Annotated in this window: 18 protein-coding genes; 5 read left to right on the top strand and 13 right to left on the bottom strand. The window is 37.9% G+C overall.

Annotated elements, in window-relative coordinates:
- Nucleotides 1–69: 69 nt before the first annotated feature.
- Together M9949_12235 and M9949_12230 are read right to left on the bottom strand one after the other, a co-directional pair.
- A complete protein-coding gene (locus tag M9949_12235) occupies nt 70–840 on the bottom strand; it encodes an SDR family NAD(P)-dependent oxidoreductase (GenBank protein ID MCO5252169.1) in 771 nt (256 codons plus the stop codon).
- A gap of 13 nt (nt 841–853) precedes the next feature.
- Complete coding sequence (locus tag M9949_12230; protein ID MCO5252168.1) at nt 854–1,729, bottom strand: TraB/GumN family protein; 876 nt, start codon at nt 1,727–1,729, stop codon at nt 854–856.
- 245 nt (nt 1,730–1,974) lie between these two features.
- Here M9949_12230 and M9949_12225 point away from each other — a divergent pair, with 245 nt between their 5' ends.
- The 5 genes from M9949_12225 (at nt 1,975) to M9949_12205 (ending at nt 6,472) form a co-directional block, all read left to right on the top strand.
- Entirely contained in the window at nt 1,975–2,583 is a 609-nt protein-coding gene (locus tag M9949_12225) for an RNA polymerase sigma factor (protein ID MCO5252167.1), read from the top strand.
- 1 nt (nt 2,584) lies between these two features.
- The gene (locus tag M9949_12220; protein MCO5252166.1) at nt 2,585–4,201 is read left to right on the top strand and encodes a T9SS type A sorting domain-containing protein; all 1,617 of its coding nucleotides are present in this window, start codon (nt 2,585–2,587) and stop codon (nt 4,199–4,201) included.
- 131 nt (nt 4,202–4,332) lie between these two features.
- On the top strand, nt 4,333–4,692 hold the full coding sequence (locus tag M9949_12215) for a cupin domain-containing protein (protein ID MCO5252165.1): 360 nt from the start codon (nt 4,333–4,335) through the stop codon (nt 4,690–4,692).
- A 267-nt stretch (nt 4,693–4,959) separates the two neighbouring features.
- Nucleotides 4,960–5,400, top strand: coding sequence for a GNAT family N-acetyltransferase (locus tag M9949_12210; GenBank protein ID MCO5252164.1), 441 nt, complete (start codon nt 4,960–4,962; stop codon nt 5,398–5,400).
- Between the two features lies 1 nt (nt 5,401).
- Nucleotides 5,402–6,472, top strand: a complete 1,071-nt coding sequence (locus tag M9949_12205; GenBank protein ID MCO5252163.1) for an alanine/ornithine racemase family PLP-dependent enzyme — start codon at nt 5,402–5,404, stop codon at nt 6,470–6,472.
- 167 nt (nt 6,473–6,639) lie between these two features.
- On the opposite strand, the gene M9949_12200 is transcribed toward M9949_12205, so the two are convergent.
- From M9949_12200 to M9949_12150, 11 genes are all read right to left on the bottom strand, one after another.
- A complete protein-coding gene (locus M9949_12200) occupies nt 6,640–7,488 on the bottom strand; it encodes a universal stress protein (GenBank protein ID MCO5252162.1) in 849 nt (282 codons plus the stop codon).
- 187 nt (nt 7,489–7,675) lie between these two features.
- Entirely contained in the window at nt 7,676–9,028 is a 1,353-nt protein-coding gene (locus tag M9949_12195) for a T9SS type A sorting domain-containing protein (protein MCO5252161.1), read from the bottom strand.
- Nucleotides 9,029–9,140: 112 nt separating this feature from the next.
- Nucleotides 9,141–10,529 carry a T9SS type A sorting domain-containing protein gene (locus M9949_12190; protein ID MCO5252160.1) on the bottom strand — a complete coding sequence of 463 codons (1,389 nt, stop codon included), beginning with the start codon at nt 10,527–10,529 and terminating at the stop codon, nt 9,141–9,143.
- A gap of 57 nt (nt 10,530–10,586) precedes the next feature.
- On the bottom strand, nt 10,587–11,516 hold the full coding sequence (locus tag M9949_12185; protein ID MCO5252159.1) for a T9SS type A sorting domain-containing protein: 930 nt from the start codon (nt 11,514–11,516) through the stop codon (nt 10,587–10,589).
- Nucleotides 11,517–11,736: 220 nt separating this feature from the next.
- Nucleotides 11,737–11,913: a hypothetical protein gene (locus M9949_12180; GenBank protein MCO5252158.1), complete on the bottom strand. Its 177-nt coding sequence runs from the start codon at nt 11,911–11,913 to the stop codon at nt 11,737–11,739.
- A gap of 142 nt (nt 11,914–12,055) precedes the next feature.
- Nucleotides 12,056–12,529, bottom strand: coding sequence for an SsrA-binding protein SmpB (gene smpB / locus M9949_12175; GenBank protein ID MCO5252157.1), 474 nt, complete (start codon nt 12,527–12,529; stop codon nt 12,056–12,058).
- Between the two features lies 1 nt (nt 12,530).
- A complete protein-coding gene (locus M9949_12170) occupies nt 12,531–13,304 on the bottom strand; it encodes an ATP-binding cassette domain-containing protein (protein MCO5252156.1) in 774 nt (257 codons plus the stop codon).
- Nucleotides 13,305–13,337: 33 nt separating this feature from the next.
- Nucleotides 13,338–14,882 (bottom strand): L-aspartate oxidase, encoded by a 1,545-nt coding sequence (gene nadB, locus M9949_12165; protein ID MCO5252155.1) that lies wholly within the window; start codon nt 14,880–14,882, stop codon nt 13,338–13,340.
- Nucleotides 14,879–15,982: a DNA polymerase III subunit delta gene (holA, locus tag M9949_12160; GenBank protein MCO5252154.1), complete on the bottom strand. Its 1,104-nt coding sequence runs from the start codon at nt 15,980–15,982 to the stop codon at nt 14,879–14,881. The genes nadB and holA overlap by 4 nt, the downstream gene beginning before the upstream one ends.
- Nucleotides 15,972–16,418 carry a response regulator gene (locus M9949_12155; GenBank protein MCO5252153.1) on the bottom strand — a complete coding sequence of 149 codons (447 nt, stop codon included), beginning with the start codon at nt 16,416–16,418 and terminating at the stop codon, nt 15,972–15,974. Before M9949_12155 ends, holA begins: the two co-directional genes overlap by 11 nt.
- Nucleotides 16,419–16,434: 16 nt before the next feature.
- Nucleotides 16,435–17,331 (bottom strand): HD domain-containing protein, encoded by an 897-nt coding sequence (locus tag M9949_12150; GenBank protein MCO5252152.1) that lies wholly within the window; start codon nt 17,329–17,331, stop codon nt 16,435–16,437.
- Between the last annotated feature and the right edge of the window lie 57 nt (nt 17,332–17,388).

The raw sequence follows: 17,388 nt of genomic DNA, 5'->3' as shown, positions 1-17,388 counted from the left end.
TAAAGATACATTGGCTTAAATGCAGTTAGCAAAAGTATAACAAAATTTTGTTATTTCCAAATGAAATTTTTAGACGCCTGTGCGATTAACAATTTGGGCGCTCGCTTGGGATATCGCAGTCACCATGATGTCCTGAATGTTGACGTGTGGCGGTCTGCTGGCTGCAAATAGTGCTATTTGGGCAACGTCCTCCCCACTTAATGGTTTGAAACTTTTGTAAACTTGCTCCGCTTTTGGTGCATCTCCGCGAAATCGGACGAGCGAAAATTCGGTTTCGACCATGCCCGGGTCTAAGTTGCACGTGCGGACATTTGTGCCGTTTAGGTCTATAACCATTGATTGGGAAATCGCTCTGACAGCGTGTTTGGTGGCACAGTAAACATTGCCTTTGGGATAGACTTCTCTGCCTGCTATTGAGCCAATATTGATGACCATCCCGCTGTCGCGTGCTACCATTCCGGGCAAAATCAATTTCGACACATAGAGCAAGCCCTTTAGATTGGTGTCAATCATTTCTTCCCAATCATCAAGGCTGCCATCTTGGATTTTGTCCAATCCGCGGGCTAATCCGGCGTTATTGATTAAAATGTCAACATTTTGCCATTTTTCGGGTAAATTTCCCAGTCGGTCGGCAACTTCGTCGTAATTTCGGACATCAAGCTGGATGGCGATGCATTCTACGCCATATTTTTCGCTCAAATTGCTTGCTAATTCTTCTGCCAATTCGATTCTTCGGGCAACTAAAATCAGGTCTGAACCTGCTTCTGCGAATACTTCCGCACACGCTTTGCCAATTCCGGCTGACGCACCTGTGATTAGAGTGATTTTGTTTTTTAACATTTAATGATTATTCCTATAATTGTTTGATTTTATATTTATTTTTGCTTTCCAAAAGCTGTACTATTCCACGTTCACCTAATAAATGAAGCGAGCCGACCACAATGAAGTGCTTCTCTCCCGAGGCGATATATTCCTCGATTTTCTTCATCATAGTGACATTTCTCGAGTAATTCAAATCTTCCATCACTTGTTCAAATCCTTCATGCTGATTGCCTTCCTGAGAAATATTGTAAATCATGTCAGAATCGCCCTGCTTCCATGCGTCAATCAGCTCCTTTACATATTTTTTGGTATCCTCAAGCTCGGCTAATGTATAATCCAAATATTCGCCGGTATAAGCGTTCAATCTATTCATCATTGACATTTGAAATTCTAATGATTCGAGCTCTTTCACCATTTTGCCGGACGATTTTGCTCTCTCGAGGAAGTGCATGTCGATGCCTTCGTGTTGCGAAAAGCCATTACTCAGCATTTCCAAGGATTGCAGTGTCATCACAGCTGCCCATGGTTTGAAGCTACCGAAAGCCATCTCGGGAACATTGTGCTTGTCCATGTATTCTTTGATTTTTGCGTATTGGTCGGCTGTAATCATATTCTTCAGCAATGTATCGCCTTCGTAGGACATATATTTGTAAATGTCGAAAGCACTATGAGCACTCGGGTCCAGCTCGAGCACGAGATATTCACATTCCTCGAAAGATTCGATTATTACTGTATCCAAGGGGTACAAGCTTTCATCGGCGATGTGAATAGAGCCAAGCAAATAGACGACATTGCCGCCTGATTCGACCTTCCAAAGCAAATTCTTCTTCTGCGAGCCCGAATCAACCGATGAACAAGCTACGAAAGCTAAAATCAGAGTAAAAAAGGCATATTTTGTAAATTTCATATTAACTTTATTAAATTATAAACTACATGAAACTTTTTACGGAATTGCACCACTTATATTATTAGAGGGCATGAAAAAATATTTTGCTTGAAAGAATTTTTGAAAAATTTGTTTTGAAGAAATGAGTCTAATCATTTTATGAATAGTAACAGGATTCTAATTCATTGAAATAGCTCTTAGTAAAAGTATTTTGAGATTTTTTACTGATTGCGTGAAACTTTTTTAGAATTTGTGACACTTATATTATGAGTAGAGAACAAAATTTGGAAATTGATTTGATAGACAGTAAACAAAACGAGTTCATGATTTATTATGACCGAGTGAAATTCAAGCTCTCGGGTTTTGCGAGAGCCATCACTCGCAATGCTGAGAATGCGCGAGACTTGGTTAGCGATACTGTGTTGGCTGCGTACGAAAATTTTGACAAGATTAAGAACAAAGAGGCTTTCAGTAGTTACATCTTTACTATAGCGGTGAGATTGCATCGTAAGCGTAAGTCTAAAATGAAGAATTTTGAGGAATTGGATGATATGGCAACAGATAACTTAATCAATCACGACCCGATGCCCGATATTTCTCACGATATAAAAGTGCTATATGACACTTTGGACAAATTGCCTGAAAAGATGAAGGAAGCAATCATTTTGTACGAAATTTCAGGATTTACAATCGAAGAAATCAAAGAAATTCAAGGTGGAACAATTTCGGGAGTCAAATCCAGATTGAAAAGAGGGCGAGAGAAATTAAGCGAATTGATGAATGATAGAATTACACATAAAATGAACAAGAATTACTCAACTGAACGAAGCGAATTTTCAAAAAATAATGATAAATTAATGAAAATAGGTATATAATATGAATAACAAATATACAAATATTGATAATATTTTTGATAAAGCTCGAAATCTGGAACCGGTTTTGAACGATAATGAGGTTCGCGAACTCATTAACACAAGTACCGTAAATCCGGTGAGTACAGGTATTTTTAATTACGGAGTAAATAAAATGACTATTTTAAGTTCAATGGCAGCTCTTGTTATTTCGGGATTGGTACTATTCAATGTAATTGATTCTGATAAACAAGTGTCCGAAAATAAGCAAGCCTCGGTTGAAATATCAACTGCAAAATCCACCCCCGATGTGATAGAAAAACTACCCGACGATGAAAATAAAGACATCAATAGACGTCAAGTTAAGCACGATGATGTCGCTATAAATACATACAATGTTGATGATAAAGTTGATTTGCCCAAATCAACAGACAAAATTAACGGAATCAATGCAATTACTTTGCCGTATGAATATTTAGAATTATATAATATTAAATTTGACTCGGAAACTAATAATTATGAAGTTACAAGTGGCAAGATGAAAGTTGCGATAGCTCCGGATATGAAAACGCAATTCCTATCCAACGCTGAGTCTAATGATTCTGACCATAAATTAGTACCTAAACTAATTACTTCGGCTAATGGAAATGTGAAAATAGCGTTTCTAAACAAAAATGATAGTAATTATCCTAAATGGAATGAAGGTAGTCAAAATCAAGTACTTTATACAGAAAGAATTGATGATTTAGCTGATTTCGATTTAGAGATTTTGAAACAGATGTCTCCTGCATCCATTGATTCATTCTTATCTCATCTTGGTGATACAGATAATTTAGGTAAATTTAAGATAGATATAAATAAATTATCTATACATATGAATAATTCTGATAATATAGATGTTGATTCATTATTGACCACCAAGAGAATTCAAATTGATTTAGATAAATCTGATAGTAGCAATAATATTGATAAAAGAATCATAATTAAGCGGCAAAATAGTGGTTCGAAAATTGATTTATTAGATAGTGCGGAATTAAACACATCGCAAAGAATACAAATTATGTTGCCGGAAAGTACTATGACTAAACAAGAAACTTTGCCCAAAGAGAATTATTTCCATCTTGACGGACGCCTCAAAATGCTGTCTGAATTGACTGTCAATAAATTAATTCCTGTCCGATTTGATGTCCCGGGTGGCGGCGCAGATATAATCTTCTGGTTTGAACCTACAGATGAACTACTCGAAGTAGTACCCGATAACATCAAATCGCGTCTCGAAGCCGAAATTGAAGCGATTAACAGCAGTGAAGATATTTGCAAAGCGGCTCCCGAAACAGGCTCCGAAACTATAATGGACGTTTGGCGCTCGTGCAGCGGAGCAATCGAAAACATGTTGGTTTACCCAAATCCTACAAACGGTCCGGTTTCTGTCAATTTCCAACTGAAAGAAGATAGAAAAGTGAAACTCACGATTCATGACCTAACCGGGAAATTATTGCTGACACTTTCGCCTGAAACTCTAATTCGCAAAGGTGAATTCCGCGAGAATTTCAATTTGGCAAAGTTAACTCCCGGAATGTATTTGCTCGTAGCCCAAACGCATTACGGCGAGCAGACTTTGCAAAGAATTGTAATAGAATAAATTTAACTTGAAATCATGATAATAACCACAAGAAGGAGGGCAACGCTCTCCTTTTTTTTTATTTTTCATAATTTGCAATAATCACTTATATTGCATTATTTTACTAAGCAATTTTCAAAATAGAGTAAAATATGAATAAAGTTAATATATTTGAAAAACTTGCGAAGTTCGACGATTATTACAATCCGCGAATCGTAGGCGAATTGAACGGGCAACATGTCAAGCTCGCAAAGCTATTAGGCGAATTCGTCTGGCACAAGCACGAAAATGAGGACGAACTCTTCTACGTTCTCGATGGAGAGCTGAAGATGGAATTTCGCGACAAGACAGTGACAATCAAAAAAGATGAATTCCTGATTGTTCCGCGTGGAATCGAGCATCGCCCCGTCGCTGAGAAAGAGGTTGCCTTAATGTTGTTCGAGCCGGCGACTACGCTCAACACAGGTGACACCAAAGGCGAGTTAACAAGGCAGAATTTGGAACGAATCTAACAATATTCAACAGATAATATTCTTAAAAATATTGCTCCAAATAATCGCTGAAATATACTATAAATAGGGATTATTTGACAATTAATTTGCGATAATTATGATGATTATTCGTGAATTATTTGGTTAATCCAATTATTATGCGTATTTTAGTAATCTATTCATTTTCATATACATAATTTTGATATTTATAAATTTTTTATTAGTGTCGGAAATTATATTATATGCTATTTGTTTAGATAATATTATTAATTTGTGAGAGTATTTATTATGACTGAAACGAAATTATTTAACTCCGAAATGAAGCCATCAGTGGCTGAAAAGCAAGAAATTGTTGATTTCTTGTTTCACAATTTAGACCAATTCGGTGACAAGAAAGTTGACATCGAAAAAGCTATCAACTATGCCATCAAAGAGAGCCTATCTCCGGGTGGATTTGTTATGGTGAGCCGCGAAGGTACAGAAATGTCATGCGCTGTCGTGGTCAACGAAACGGGCATGGAGGGTTATATCCCCGAAAACATTCTCGTTTACATCGCTACGCACAAAAATATGCGAGGCAAGGGCGTCGGCAAGAAATTGATGACTGAAGCTATCAATGCTGCAAAAGGCAATATTGCACTACATGTCGAACCGGAAAATCCTGCAAGGTATCTCTATGAAAAACTTGGGTTTACGAGTAAATATTTAGAAATGAGACTGATAAAATAAAATGGCTTATGTTACTTTAGATTCAAAAAAGTTGAAACATAATTTCGATTATCTCGAAAAATTATTCAACAAAAACGGCATACAATGGTCTGTTGTGACTAAGATGCTATGCGGTATCAAAGATTATCTTGCAGTCCTGCTGAAGCTGAATATCAAACAAGTTTGCGATTCGCGAATTTCAAATCTGAGAATGGTCAAATCTATCAATCCCGAGATTGAAACGGTTTACATAAAGCCCCCTGCAAGCAACGTAGTAAACAGCGTTGTCAAATATGCCGATATCAGCATGAACACTCAGATTGAAACAATACGCTTGCTATCCGAAGAAGCCCAAAAACAGCAGAAAACACATAAAATCATCATAATGATTGAACTTGGCGAGCTACGTGAAGGCGTCATGGGCGATGATTTTGTAAACTTCTATTCAAATGTATTCAAGCTCAAAAACATCGAAGTTGTCGGAATCGGCACCAATTTATCGTGTTTGTACGGAGTGCTGCCAAATCCGGACAAGCTGATTCAGCTCAGTTTGTACAAGCAATTGATTGAAGCAAAATTCAACCGTGCATTGCCATTTGTCTCGGGCGGCTCATCAGTTACAATACCGTTGATTTTTCAGAAATTACTACCCAAAGGTATCAATCATTTTCGCGTAGGCGAAACCTTATTTCTCGGGACAGATGTCTATAACGACAAGCCACTGAATAAAATGAACAACGACGTTTTCAGACTTTATGCCGAAATTATCGAATTAATCGAAAAACCTGTTGTGCCAATGGGTGATTTCGGGACAAATGTTGACGGGCACAGCTTTGAATTCAACCAAGATTTGGTGGGGCAAAAGTCCTACCGAGCAATAATTGATATTGGTTTGCTCGACGTTGATGAGCGCCACATTACTCCGATTGACCCCGATATGAGCTTCGTAGGTGCAAGCTCGGATATGTTGGTGATTGACCTTGGTGATAATGAAAATAAGTACAAAGTTGGCGATTTTCTGCAATTCAAGATGGATTACATGGGTACTTTGCGAATCATCAATTCAAAGTACATCGACAAAAAAATAATTTAGTGCCGAATCATTTTATTTTTTCACTCAATCAAAAATTCATAAAAACAAAATCCCCCTCTTGCAAGAGGGGGAAAGGCTTTCTGGGTATTTTTGTTTGTCTTCCGCCCTCACATTCGGAGAGGGTCGGGGTGAGGTAACAGCTACTTTTCTATTCGCAAAATATCTATTTACTGCCCGATAAATACGACTCTCTTGCTGTTTTCGATAACGTAGCGAGTGAAGCTGCCGGTGAAAAATGTGGCAAGAGTGCTTTTTGAATTAGAACCCAGCACTACGCCGTCATATTCTTTCATTTCTTCCGGTGTGAACAGCTTTTTGATGTCAATGTCCGAACCTTCGGCAGTAACCCTATCAAATCCATGAGCATTGAGCAAATCTTTTGCCTGACTTAGCTCATGATTCCGGTAGTCTTCGTCATCATGCGACATAAAAAGTTTGACTTCGATATTGCCCGTAACAGCCATTTGAGCAAACCTTTGCAAGGCACGGCATGACGGGAGACTTGCATCGAACATTATAAGATACTTACGTGCTTCATTCGTATGTTTTTCTAAATTTAGCTCCTTAGGGACTGCAATCACGGGTGTAATTGAGTAATCCAAGAGCTTCTCGAATGATTGACCATCGGTTTCCTCGCTATCAAACTCAAAGAAAGTCCGTTTGCCGACTATCATCACATCGTAATATTTAGATGCGTCGAGAATGGCATCGCTCGGGACGCCTTCGATTTTGTAGTCAGCGTAACGAACGGAGTGCTTTTCACATTTGGCATTAAAATTATGGATTAGCCCGTTAATCCGTTCTTTTGCAGTTATCAAACGCGAATCGCTTAGCAATTTGGTGTAGTAAGTGGCACCCAGCGGAATTGAACCAAAGGAGTATTTTATGCCGGGCACATCTAAGATTACCATGCCGGTCAATTCTGCATCGTGGTACTTAGCGAGCCATATCGCAAGTTCGAGCGCCTTCTTGCTATATTCAGAGCCATCTAAAGGTAAAAGAATTCTCTTAATCATAATTCACCTCAAAAAGTATTTAACTTCTACATATTTATACATACTAATATAAATATTATACGATAAAGTTGTACTTTGATTGGAAAAATATGTAAAAGAATTTTTATATTTTCGTTCCCTGAGCCTGTCGAATGGAGAGACAACAAAGAATAGTCCCGTCAGGTGTTACACCTGACGGGAGGATAAACTATAACTTTATAAATTTCTGTACTTTGTTTCCGATTTTGATAAAATACATTCCGTGTGCTAAAGATGAAACATCAATTCTATTGCTTTGTGATTCCAAATTGATTGATGACACAATTTCTCCAAGCAAATTCAAAATGCTAATCTCCGAAACTTCCGAAGTTTGGATTTCAATATATTCCGTTGCCGGGTTGGGGTGAATCATCAAATTGTCTAAATTTGAATAATCAGTCTCGACGGAAGTCGGGTCTATTTTTAGATTATAAACATTTAAGTCGTATCTGGGTGTAAGTAAAATTTCAAATTCATTCAAAAAGAAAATACCTGTTAATTGTGTGAACGATTCCCATAATTTCCAAGTTTTTCCGCCATCTAATGTGTAACTATCAGGAAAAAGTGAATTCTGATTTAAATAATAAATACCCACATTTTCATTAATAAATTTAATCCATCGAAAATCGTGAAGTTTGAAATTGGGGGTATCATAATAATAATTTGAATCTAAAATACTCTCCCAGCTTTGTCCACCATCTTCAGTTTTGAATATATGATACGAATAGTCCGCAATTGTGCCGCCGAGCTCGCTGTTAGCCTTCCAACCTGCAATCCAACCATACTCGGAATCAATAAAATTCATGGCACTAACTCTCGCCGGAAGTTCGCTCGTATTCCATGTATGACCGCCATCAGTCGTCCGTATGAAATTAGATTGCTTTTGTCCCATATCGCTAGAGAAATATAAATGGTCTTTGTCAATAATTTGGAATTCCCTCATAGGATGCACAACTCCATTATTGTCCTTAATCAAGACCTGCTCCCAAGTATTGCCACAATCGTTTGACTTTATCAATCCATGGTTGTAAAAAATATAAACTAATGAATCAGTAATGAACTTAACTTCCGGTGAGTTTATTTGATACCCTGTACATATCGTATCCAATGTATAATCGTTGAAGTTAATTTTGTATATACAGCCAATATTGGGCCCCATCCCACTCGAATTATTGGCGACTATTATTACACCATTTTGGTTATAATCCATGCTGTTAATTCTTCGGTTCTCTCCTGCAGACCAGGCGTCCGACCATTTAATAACTTCGAACCATGATTGACCATTGTCATTACTTTGGATGAAAATATTAAAATAATACGGAACCCCTGCTTGGGTGCTTATAGCTGCGAGAAGTGTTGATTCGTCAATTCTGATTATATCTCTCACTTCGTAATCGGCATTGACAGAGTCCGGCAGAAGTTTGGAATAAGCGATAGGTTTATGAATATAAGTATCATTATCTGCTTCCAAGCATTGTATTGATAACAGCATTGCCATAATTGTTAATAAAAATATTTTCATTTGATTTCTCCTATTTATCTTTAATTTATTTTGTCCGTCAGGTTTTACTCTTGATTAAAATATCTGCAATTTTATTTTGTCTCGTCTTGAGTTACACCAGAGGTAACTATATCTACAACTTTATAAATTTCTGAATTTGTTTTCCTATTTTAATGAAATACATGCCAAGAGGCAGATGCGACACATTAATTCTTTGTAGAGGCACGGCATCCAGTGTCTCTACGGTCATTACACATTCACCAAGAGTATTGATGATTTTAACATCGGAAACTTCCGAAGTTTGGATCGTAATATAGTCTGTAGCAGGATTTGGGAAAATCATCAAATGTTCGAAATTTGAATTATCATACTCGACAGAAGTCGGGTCTATCTTTAAATTATATAAATCTACGTTAATAAAAGGCAATAACAAAATTTCCAATTCATTTAAATAAAAGAATCCAGTGATTGTATGCGAAAGTGAATATCTTTTCCAAGTCTTACCACCGTCCAATGTATAGCTGCTTGGCATATATTTTGGAGTAAAAGATGAAAATATTCCAACATTCTCATTATAAAATTTAATATATCCAAAACCATTTGGGAGTCTGAAATTTGTTGTGGCGAAATAAAAAGAGGAGTCAACTTTATTTATCCAGGTATCGCCTCCATCCTCTGTCTTATAAAGATGAAATGAAAAATCTGCAATGTCACCACCAATTGGACTTCTAGATTTTCTGGCTCCTATCCAACCAATTTTTGTGTCAATAAATTCAACGACATCAATTCTAACCGGCATTTCGGTCGTTTCCCATGATACACCCCCATCAGTAGTACGAATAAAATAGTCTTTCCTTTCTTCATTTTCAATTACATTTATTGTAAAATATAAATGGTTTTTGTCAATAATTTGAAATGCATAGAAATTTGTAAGTTGCTTGTTATTTTGGTCCACAACCTTAACTTCATTCCAAGTATTGCCACAGTCTTCTGAGTAAATAGCTCCATAATGTGAAACAATATAAACAAGCGAATCTGTTAAAAATTTAACTTTTGGGTTATACATTGAATATCCCGTATATAGGGTATCAAGTGAATAATCTTGCAAATTCATTTTATAGATTCTTCCGATTGGAGTACCTTTAGCTTCGTGGTGTGTGTGCGCTACTAATATTACTCCATTATTATTATAATCCATACCCCAGATAATTGTATTTATTCCTGCATGATAATCGTTCGACCATTTATTAATTTCATACCACGATTGACCATTATTATCGCTACGTAAGAAAATATTATAATAATAATCAAATGGCATTGAAGTGGTTAATGCTGCGATAAGAGAAGTTTCATTTATTCTGATTATTTCCCGCGTTGCGTACGGTGCATCGGTTGAGTCGGGCAACAAATTTGAATGCAATACCGGGTTGTGAATATAGTTGTAATCATCAGCTTTAGCTTTCATTTTAAGGAACAATATTTGTACAGCAATACCAAATATACATAAATAAATGAGTTTCATATCAAGTCCTTTAATTAAGGAGCTACATAAAAGTCGCCCCTTATTGTTATTTAAAAATTATTTATTCAAATTGATGCTACCTTCTGAATTAATATTTCCGTTGTGTGTTATTATGTATCCATATCGTCCATTTGCTAATCCTTCTAAATCAATGGCAAATTCAATTTGCTCTGAATTTTTTTGAAATTGAAACTTTCTTACTAATTTGCCTTGTGAATTTATAATTTGGATATCGAATATTCCCGTTTCACTATTGGTAAATGAAATGGTTGGAGAACCTTCAGATGGATTAGGAAAAACATGACTGCGCCCCATATCAATAGAGTTATCTTCGATACCTTTCTTTTCTAACCAACCTTGCATTTTACAAGCCAATCTACAATCAGGGTCATTAGTAAAAGAACAATCAGTATAAGGAACATGAACGGTTTGAATTATAGTTGGTGGCCAAATTCCTCCTTCAGAAATAAGTAAATATTCGTATTTGCAACAATCCTCCGCACAAGGCTCCCAAATATATTCAGGGGGCATAGATGGGTGTATCAAATGCCATTCTCCTTTCCAACAAGTACCCATACTAAAAGTTACAAGCTCATTAATCCCAGGATGGCCATGTGTTGAAATCATTTGTCTTACAAAACTAGAAACTGCTAAATCAATAAGCCCATCAACCATATAACAACCTACACAGTCGGTTAATGTTATTTTTTTAATTGCGTATTGAATTTGTGTTGTGCCATCTGAGCATATTTCTTGCCGATATCTATAATAAACGCGGATTTCACAACCTATACAATCTTCATGCCCTATTAATGTATAACCTGAAACATAATACATGGCCAAACCAGGTTCTGCAGGTATCCATTGACCTTGATCACATTCCCATGCACAATTTGTTTGCGAATTTGAGTTTTTTGGCACAAAAAACAAAATCGAAGCAAAAGCTAACATTGTTACTATTAGCATATAATTATTTTTCTTTTTCATAGATTAATTTCCATAATTATTAATAAAATTTTTTAAAAACCAATAAATATAAAATTTCCCGCGGTGGGTATAAGTCACCCCCAAAAGCTCCCCGTGCTTCAGGTGCTTAGCTGACAATCATATCCGACCTCGCTTGTTTATGAGCGAATACGATTTATAGTATGTCAATGAACTTTGCGAGAGTTTGGTTATTAAACTGAGACTATGATTCTTGTGTGTTTCAAGTGTATTTGAATGTGGAAAAGTTCTGTGCAATAGGATACAATAAGATTTTAGCATCTCGTCGCTCCTCTGTAGCTCTGTAGCTCTGTAGCTCTGTAGCTCTGTAGCTCTGTAGCTCTGTAGCTCTGTAGCTCTGTAGCTCTGTAGAAATCCCTATTTTACAAATTTTCAACATCAAATTTCCATTTTGAATGATTGTACATTGCTAATATATAAAAAATTTCTTATTTCCAAATATAAATTGAAAATATTTTACTTTTTTTCTATTTTGTCCTAAAATTCTTGTTCTTTCTCTCTCTATCTTGCTTAGAGCCTTCTCATCTCTTAAAACTGCGCCTGATTTCGCGTTCTGTTTCGCGTTTTTTGGTGGTTTCGCGTTTGTCATATTTGCGTTTTGCCCGCACTAATGCAAGCTCCACTTTGACAAGATGCCCGGAAAAGTAAATCGAAAGCGGCACAAGAGTCATGCTTTTCTCGTTGACGGCATTACGCAATTTATTCAATTCTCGCTCATGAACAAGCAACTTACGGTCACGCTTGGGTATGTGATTTTGGCGATTGCCGTGGTCATATTCGTTGATGTGCATGTTGTAAATAATCAATTCGTTTACTTCGATAGCTGCGTACGAATCCTGCAAACTGCATCGTCCGGTACGCAATGATTTCACTTCCGTGCCGGTCAATACGATTCCACATTCGAGCGTACTGACCACTTCGTACTCGAACCTTGCTTTACGATTGGACGTGATGAGCCTTTGCTTACGCTCTCTAACTGCTTCTATATTTGCCATTTTACATAAACCTACTGATAAATTCGATTACTACGGGGTCTTCCGATTTTTGTAATTCTTCTGCCGTACCTGAAAATCTTACTTTTCCATCGTGGAGCATTGCCACCGATTTCGCAATTTTGAACACCGAAAACATATCGTGAGTGATGACAACTGAAGTCACATTCAATTTGTTGGTCAAATCTGCTATCAGCAAGTCAATCTGCTCGGAAGTCACGGGGTCAAGCCCGGTGGTCGGCTCGTCGTAGAAAATATATTTGGGATTGCCAACAAGTGCACGAGCCACACCGACGCGCTTTTTCATACCACCCGATAAATCGGACGGCTTGATATTTTTCAATATATTCCACTCTCGCGAAAATTCATAATCGCCGATACTGTTTATTTCGGGCAATAGCTGCACTGCCGATAGCACTCGCTTAGCCTCATTTTCGAGGGTTTCGATATCGCGCTCGCCATGTTCGTAAAGCCCCAGAATCACATTTTCGAAAACAGTCAGCGAGTCAAATAATGCCGCTCCTTGGAATACGAATCCCATTGTGCGGCGAAGAATGAAAAGCTGCCATTTTGTGAGCTGGTCCATACGCTCGCCATCCACCTTGACGTAGCCTTCGTCCGACGAGAGCAAACCGACGATATGCTTGAGCAATACGCTTTTGCCTGAGCCTGATTTGCCGATAATGCAAATAGAATCGCCCTCGGGAATAGTCAAATTGACTCCCTGAAGGACAACTTTTGGTCCGAAGCTTTTCGATATGTTATGAATTTCAATCATAAAGAATATTGAGTGTCGAGAGCAAAAAATATTTTAATCGGTGATATAATGCGTGCCTTTGCTAACTCTGGTTTCCAAAGTGGCTGATGTTACGGCAATTGCAGTTTGGACACCATTACGCAATTCGATGATTTTTTTGGTCATTCTCGCTTTTTGGTAAAATTGCTCAATTTCGGTTTGCAAATGTCGCAATATTGTTGTGGCACGGAGCAATCTTTGCCTTGTGCGAACCAATCCGACATAATTCCACATAGTATTTTTAATCGTCAGCCAATCTTGCGAAATCAAAGCAGGGTCAATGAATTCAGTTTCTTCCTTCCAATCGTAAATATCGGGGAAATAATCATTATCCTCGCTATTCAGAGCCGCTTGCGAACCCGCAATATGCCCCCAAACGACGCATTCGAGCAATGACGTAGAAGCAAGCCTGTTAGCGCCATGAACGCCGGTGCAAGACACTTCGCCCACTGCATAAAGCCTTTGGAGAGAGGTTTTGCCTTTGAGGCTAACTCCAACACCACCACAAAGGTAGTGTGCTGCCGGAACGACAGGAATAGGCTCGCTTGTCATATCCACACCGCCTGTGAGGCAATGCTTGTAAATTGACGGAAATCTGTCCTTCACCCAAGTCGAATCTTTGGAGCTAATATCCAAGTAAACGCATGGATGATGCGTTTCGAGCATAGTTTGATGAATGGCACGGGCAACGATATCACGCGGCGCCAATGAGCCCGATTCGTGAAAATCTTTCATGAATTCTTTGCCGGATTTGTCAATCAATATGCCACCTTCACCACGAACAGCTTCGGAGATTAGGAATCTATCTCGTTGATTGTAAAATGTCGTCGGGTGGAACTGAATAAATTGCAAATTAAAGCACCGAGCACCTGCTCGCCATGCCACTCCAATGCCATCGCCGGTTGTTTCTGCCGGATTTGTTGAATGGAGATAAATTTGACCAACACCGCCGAGAGCAAGAATAGTCTCATTGGCATATATCGGATATAGTTTTGAAGAAGTGTTATCAATAACGTAAGCCCCAAAACAAGCAGGCTTTTTGTAAATATCCAATGTATTTGTCGAATGATGCGACAAAGTCAGCAAATCAACAACTGTCTGATTTGTCAGTATTTTAATATGCGGATTTTTTTTAACTTCGCGAATGACAGCTTCGTGAATCGATTGTCCGGTACTATCTTTTGAATGAATAATACGTGGCTCCGAATGCGCTCCTTCGGCAGTTAGATGGACTTTGCCTTCTTTATCGCGGTCGAAATCTACATTCAAGCGGTCGAATAGATATTTTTCGATTAATTTTGGACCCAACTCGCATAATTGATTGACTGCAGTTTCCCAACAATGCCCGTCGCCCGCAGCCATGATGTCGGCTTTTAGCTTTTTGGGAGTGTCGCGAACACCTTTGTAGATAATTCCACCTTGAGCCCAAGGCGTATTTCCGCTCAACAAATCGTCTTCTTTGGTCACAATTGTCACTTCGCGACCGTAATCAGCCGCTGCCAAAGCCGCAATACATCCCGCTAATCCCGAACCGAGCACTAAGATTTCAGTTTTTTTCATCGCACACCTGCTTCAGTTTTGTTATTTGCATTAATAATCGAATCAATCATCATAATCATTGTTGTGATGCTCTCGCCCTTACCGGATTTGAGCATTTCGTCAGTATCGCACAGCACTTTTAGTGCATTTGTAATTTCATTCAGCGAGTATTTTTCTGCGGCAACGGAATAATCGCCCAATTGCCCGGGATATACGCCTAATGCGCTTGCCAAACTGTACTCGTTCATGCCCTTTGTTTTTAGTTCGCTATATTTGAACATTATCACAAAGAATCTTGTCAAGATGCTCAAAATCAGCATTTCTTGACGGTCATCGGCGAGCAATCTGGTCAATATTTCGATTGATTTCCCAATATTTTTTCTGCCAATTTGATTTTGCAATTCAAACACATTATAGTCATGATTGTAACCCGTTACAAATAAGACGTCTTCGAGTGAGATATTACTTTTATCGTTGGCATAAATCATTAATTTCTCAATTTCCGAATTAATATCGCGTAAATTACGTTTAGCACGAGCTGCAATCAATTCAGCGCCCTTCTCGTTAATAATTTTTCCGCGAAATTTCACTCTTTCGATAATCCATCTCGGATATGCACTTTCGTAAATTCGCGGAAATTCAATCCAAGCCGCTTCGTTAATAAATCTTTTAAATGGGAATTTGACGGAAGCTAATTTCTTTTGCCCGGCAGCTGAAAGCACACCATTTTTTGAGCCTTTGGAAATTCCGCTTGCCGAATCAATTTTGGCTTCCATTATTAGATAAGTCGTAGGTGGCGGATTGTCAATTAATTTATTTATTGGGGAATTTTCTTCGATTTTTTTTGATGCTCTGCCGGAAAATAATTTTTCGAAATTTTTGACAACAATAACTCGGTAATCGCTCATCATAGGGTAAGCTCTGGCGATTTCAATAATTTTCATCAATTCGGTATTTGAAGCATCTAAAATATCAGTATTAAATTTCTTATTTTCGTCATCAACTAATATATTAAGTAATTTATTGCGGAATTCCTCAATCAGCATTTCTTCATCGCCAAAAACAAGAATAATATTTGGAATATTGGCAATTGAATTAATTTTAGCAGCATCAATCATCATTTCTAACTTTTGATTTTAAATTAACTAAAACATTATAAATCTTTTCGAGAATGATTTCGAAAGTGACGGGTTTGACAATGAATGATGCAATTTTTTGATGCGACAGTCTGACAATCAATGATTCAAAGCCCAGCGCTGTGCAAATAATGACGGGCAAATCTGAAGTCGAATCATTAGTTCGGATATAATGAAGTGCAGTCATGCCGTCCATGACAGGCATCTGCAAATCCAAAATCATCAAATCCGGTACGCTCTTCTCCATAATTTCGAAGGCATCTTTAGGATTTGAGGCATGGACTACTTCCGCTTTCAAGAACTTGCTTATTACTTTTTCGAGGAATTTCCTAAAAGTCTCATCATCATCAACGATAAGCACAGTTAACCCCGAAAAATCAATTTCGTGCATTTGTTCATCAGTCAAATTTCCAATTCTCATGGTATTTCTACTTTATCTATTTCATTACTAACATTCTATGTGGCAATTCCCCTGAATCAAAAAATTTGCTAAGCGCTCTGATTGATTCCTTCGTTGTACTTTCACCCTTGGCAGCAATCAGCATGCCAAAAGAAGTGAAATAATCTTCGGCAAAAACCATGCCCGGCTCGATTGCGTTAATAGGCAATCTCATGATAGACCTAAGCCCCATTTCACGACGTTCTGCTTCGATTATTCCGGTAAAAATTGAAACAATTTTCTTATCATACAATACTCCGGCTTTACGGTTTAGGTAATTCATCGCGGAGTTATATCTTTCTCGAGTAGAAGTCAAAAATGCCGAAGTGCTACTGTATTGGACTGAACCTTGAAAATTCTCCCCTTTGGCTCTTTGCCGTAAATGAAGTTGGTTGTGATAATAACTAACCACTCCAATTATTTTGGCGCCAATGTGAATTGAATCACGTGTCAGAAATCTTGGGAACCCGCTTCCATCTATCTTTTCGTGATGCTGAAGTATAATCTGGGCAATCTCACTAAAATTCGGGTGAAGTTTCAAAATATTATAACCGAGTTCCGGATGTTGTCTGTATTGGTTTAATTCCTTGTCGCTCATTTCGTTTTGATATTTGAACAACAAAGTGTCCGGCATTCCAACTTTGCCAATGTCATGTAGTTGTGCCGCAATCTTAATAGTCGTTACATCGGCTTCATTCATCCCCAATTCCGTAGCTACAAGAGCAGACCTATCGGCGACAAATCGAGAGTGGCTGCCGTCGTAGTATCTTTCTGTCGTTTCGACAATTTTGGACAATATCTGGGTAGCGTGAAACAAGCTTTCCGCCAATGAATCCGCAAAATTATCTACAATTGCCTCGAGTTCTTGTATCTTACTGTCTTTATTATCTTGCATTATTAGCTCTTAGAATCAAATTCTATGACGAATATATAAAAATTCAAGTAATGAAAT

This window comes from Candidatus Kapaibacterium sp. (assembly GCA_023957315.1).
In the GTDB taxonomy this organism is placed as follows: Bacteria; Bacteroidota; Ignavibacteria; order Kapaibacteriales; family UBA2268; genus PGYU01.
This window is presented reverse-complemented; position numbering and strand designations above follow the sequence as displayed.

Coding starts and splice junctions, on each gene's coding strand:
- M9949_12235 (MCO5252169.1), bottom strand. CDS start 840: ATGTTAAAAAACAAAATCACTCTAATCACAGGTGCGTCAGCCGGAATT.
- M9949_12230 (MCO5252168.1), bottom strand. CDS start 1,729: ATGAAATTTACAAAATATGCCTTTTTTACTCTGATTTTAGCTTTCGTA.
- M9949_12225 (MCO5252167.1), top strand. CDS start 1,975: ATGAGTAGAGAACAAAATTTGGAAATTGATTTGATAGACAGTAAACAA.
- M9949_12220 (MCO5252166.1), top strand. CDS start 2,585: ATGAATAACAAATATACAAATATTGATAATATTTTTGATAAAGCTCGA.
- M9949_12215 (MCO5252165.1), top strand. CDS start 4,333: ATGAATAAAGTTAATATATTTGAAAAACTTGCGAAGTTCGACGATTAT.
- M9949_12210 (MCO5252164.1), top strand. CDS start 4,960: ATGACTGAAACGAAATTATTTAACTCCGAAATGAAGCCATCAGTGGCT.
- M9949_12205 (MCO5252163.1), top strand. CDS start 5,402: ATGGCTTATGTTACTTTAGATTCAAAAAAGTTGAAACATAATTTCGAT.
- M9949_12200 (MCO5252162.1), bottom strand. CDS start 7,488: ATGATTAAGAGAATTCTTTTACCTTTAGATGGCTCTGAATATAGCAAG.
- M9949_12195 (MCO5252161.1), bottom strand. CDS start 9,028: ATGAAAATATTTTTATTAACAATTATGGCAATGCTGTTATCAATACAA.
- M9949_12190 (MCO5252160.1), bottom strand. CDS start 10,529: ATGAAACTCATTTATTTATGTATATTTGGTATTGCTGTACAAATATTG.
- M9949_12185 (MCO5252159.1), bottom strand. CDS start 11,516: ATGAAAAAGAAAAATAATTATATGCTAATAGTAACAATGTTAGCTTTT.
- M9949_12180 (MCO5252158.1), bottom strand. CDS start 11,913: ATGTTGAAAATTTGTAAAATAGGGATTTCTACAGAGCTACAGAGCTAC.
- smpB (MCO5252157.1), bottom strand. CDS start 12,529: ATGGCAAATATAGAAGCAGTTAGAGAGCGTAAGCAAAGGCTCATCACG.
- M9949_12170 (MCO5252156.1), bottom strand. CDS start 13,304: ATGATTGAAATTCATAACATATCGAAAAGCTTCGGACCAAAAGTTGTC.
- nadB (MCO5252155.1), bottom strand. CDS start 14,882: ATGAAAAAAACTGAAATCTTAGTGCTCGGTTCGGGATTAGCGGGATGT.
- holA (MCO5252154.1), bottom strand. CDS start 15,982: ATGATGATTGATGCTGCTAAAATTAATTCAATTGCCAATATTCCAAAT.
- M9949_12155 (MCO5252153.1), bottom strand. CDS start 16,418: ATGAGAATTGGAAATTTGACTGATGAACAAATGCACGAAATTGATTTT.
- M9949_12150 (MCO5252152.1), bottom strand. CDS start 17,331: ATGCAAGATAATAAAGACAGTAAGATACAAGAACTCGAGGCAATTGTA.